A 2815-nucleotide genomic window follows, 5' to 3' on the forward strand; every position below is an offset into this window, starting at 1 on the left:
CGAAGCTCCTGCTGCGTCTGCCCATCCAGCTCAATCGACTTGGCGACCCGCATGGCATCACACCCCCTTGGCCATCGGAGTATGCCTTCGAGCGAAAGTTTAACTAATTCGCGCGCACTACACTAGAATCCCAGGGCTCGGAAGCGTGGCAGAGCGGTTGAATGCACCGGTCTTGAAAACCGGCGACGTCGCAAGACGTCCGTGAGTTCGAATCTCACCGCTTCCGCCAAGCGAAAAACTCGCTGAAGGCGCGCAATGCCGGCGGGCACAGCCGGCGTCGGGTTGGGTCGCGCGGACACTTTCGCGCCCGGGCCGCGACCCGCGTTCAGGCGCATCTTCAGCCCTCAACGATCGCCCGCACCAGTTGCGCCAGATCGATCGGCTTCGTCAGGTGCGTGTGAAAGCCGCTTGCACGCGCCTTGGCCTTGTCCCCCGGCTGGCCATAGCCCGTCAATGCAATGAACCTGGCCTGCGATGCCCGCGCTCCGCCGTGCTTTCGCAGCTCCTGCGCCAGTTCGTAGCCGTCCAGCCCCGGCAGGCCGATGTCCAGCACGAACACATCGGCGTCGAAGTCGGGGGCCTTGGCGAGCGCCTCGGCGGGGCTGCTGGCGGCGGCGACCACGAAGCCGTGCATGCCCAGCAGCAGTTCCATCGTCTGCAGCGCGTCACGGTTGTCGTCCACCAGCAGCACGCGGTGGCCGCCGGCCGGGTGCCCGGACGCTTGCACCGGTTCGGCGGCAGGCACGCGCTGCTGTGGGGCCGCAGCCAGGGTGACGGTGAAGGTCGCGCCGGTACCGAGCCCCACGCTCTGCGCCACCACCGTGCCTTCGTGGAGTTCCACCAGTTTCTTGACGATCGCCAAGCCGACCCCAAGCCCTCCGCCGGAGCGGTCGAGCCCGGCAGGACCCTGCTCGAACAGGCCAAAGACCAGCGGCAGCAGTTCGGGCTCGATCCCCCTGCCGTTGTCGCGCACGCTCACATGGACGCGCCCGCCCTGCATGCCGGCCGAAACCGAAATCGCGCCGTCTGGCGCCGTGTACTTGCCTGCGTTGACCAGCAGGTTGGAGAACACCTGCGCCAGGCGAGCCCGGTCGGCGCGGACGCGCAAGCCATGGGGAGGAACATCGACCGAAAGCTGGTGCCGCTTTTGCTCCATCAGCAGCGCGACGCTCTCCGCGGCTGCCTGCACCGCCTCCGAGATCTCGAAGTCCTCCAGCCGCAGTTCCACCTTGTCCTTGGTGATGCGGGTGATATCCAGCAAGTCGTCGACCAGCCGTCCCAAGTTGCCTACCTGGCGCTCGATGATGGCGATCTCGCGTTCCAGGTGGCCGGCGCCCTTGAGCTTGACCAGGCTCAGCGCCGTGACGATCGGTGCCAGGGGATTGCGCAGCTCGTGCCCCAGCATCGCGAGGAATTCGTCCTTCGCACGTGCCGCCTGCCGGCGCTCGAACTCCAGGCGCGCCGCGTTGATGCCGCTGGCGGCCAACGACACGGCGGCCCGCAGGAACGCCGTGTCCCGCCAGGTCGGAAACGCCGCGGAGCGCGACGCGAACCAAATCCTCTGGGCCCGCGAGCCGGCGCCCATGTGCAGGCGCAGAACGCGCAGGGGCCCCATGGGCGACGGGACTTCGGACGGCTGCGCCAGAGCGAAGGGGGACTCGCCCTGGCGGGCGAAAGACCTCCAGGCCTCGGGAACGTCGTCGACGAAGCGGGCACCCGCGAGCTTCAGCAGCAGGCGCCGCTCGTCCGCGGGCGGAAAGCGCGTCTCGGCCAGCACCGCATCGATGCGGATCATGCTGCGGGCCGCGTCGGCCATCAGGTTCAACACCGTTTCGGCGTCCTTGCCTGCCCAAAGCGCAGGCAACGCCAGCAGGCCCATCAGGTCGCGCAGCCCAGCCACATCCGCGCCACCGGCGGCGGAGTCCGCGTTGCCGTCGAGCTGCGCCACTTGCGCAACTACGCGTGCGCGGCTTCGCCCGGAGAGTCTTCGCGGGCCTGCAACTCCTCCAGCATCTTCGACGGCTCTGTGTAGAAAGGGTTCTCCTGCACCACGCCGCCGATCAGGGTGAGCGGGTGCGTGCGCAGCAGGTCCATCATCATCGCGCCGCTGAGCTTGGCCAGGTCGTAGACACACACGGCGGGCTGCCGGTTGCGGCTGAGCACCTCGTTGACCTGTGCCTCGTACTCGATCAGCTTCTCGGACCCGGGGTTGCCGTTGAAGGCCCAGTCCATGTTGCCCATGATGCGCACCCGCTTGAAGCCCGCGTCCAGGCCGCTGCCAGTCAGGCGATCGACGGTGGCCAACATCCGGTCCTTGTCGAACACGCCGTTCTCGTCCAGATAGGCATCTTGCCACGACACCACGTCGAGCTGGCCGCAGGATGCACACTGGTGCGCGTCGACGCCGCCCGCCGTCAGCCGCGCCTTGTGCTCATCGGTGAACGCGGGATCGACGATGTGCATGTTCTTCTCGCCCTGCTCGACCGCCTCTTTGAAGAAGGGGACCAGCACGTCGTATTCCTCGTCCTTGCTGTTGAAGAACGCACACACGTGAAAATAGTGCAACGACGTGCCGGCAATGGAGAGGCTGTTGGACATGTGAACTCCTTGGTAATGCGCTGGTGCACAGAGAGACGGCGAATCGAGGCACGATCCGGAGGAGCAATTACGCAGGTGGCGTCAGCGCGGCAGGAACAGCGCCTGCAAATCGCTCAAAAAATCAAACCCCCGCTCCGTCGGCCGCACCCGCGCGAAGTCCCGCGCGATCAGCCCCTTCGCCTCCGCTTCCTTCAGCGGCTGCTCGATCGCCGACAGC

General features: G+C 66.8%; 2 protein-coding genes, 1 tRNA gene and 1 pseudogene. 1 reads left to right on the forward strand and 3 read right to left on the reverse strand.

From position 1 onward, the window contains the following. The first annotated feature begins 139 nt into the window (after nt 1–139). Nucleotides 140–229: transfer RNA gene (locus H0U68_RS21890), tRNA-Ser, on the forward strand. A gap of 108 nt (nt 230–337) precedes the next feature. Here H0U68_RS21890 and H0U68_RS21895 read toward each other — a convergent pair. The 3 genes and pseudogenes from H0U68_RS21895 to H0U68_RS21905 all read right to left on the reverse strand — a co-directional run. Further along, nucleotides 338–1948 carry an ATP-binding protein gene (locus H0U68_RS21895; protein WP_296359018.1) on the reverse strand — a complete coding sequence of 537 codons (1611 nt, stop codon included), beginning with the start codon at nt 1946–1948 and terminating at the stop codon, nt 338–340. 8 nt (nt 1949–1956) lie between these two features. Continuing rightward, entirely contained in the window at nt 1957–2598 is a 642-nt protein-coding gene (locus tag H0U68_RS21900) for an MEDS domain-containing protein (RefSeq protein WP_296359019.1), read from the reverse strand. An 81-nt stretch (nt 2599–2679) separates the two neighbouring features. Continuing rightward, nucleotides 2680–2815 (reverse strand): annotated as a pseudogene (locus tag H0U68_RS21905) (oxygen-independent coproporphyrinogen III oxidase-like protein); the annotation flags it as partial.

Source organism: Ramlibacter sp. (assembly GCF_013697775.1).
Lineage (GTDB): Bacteria > Pseudomonadota > Gammaproteobacteria > Burkholderiales > Burkholderiaceae_C > Ramlibacter.

Coding starts and splice junctions, on each gene's coding strand:
- H0U68_RS21900 (WP_296359019.1), bottom strand. CDS start 2,598: ATGTCCAACAGCCTCTCCATTGCCGGCACGTCGTTGCACTATTTTCAC.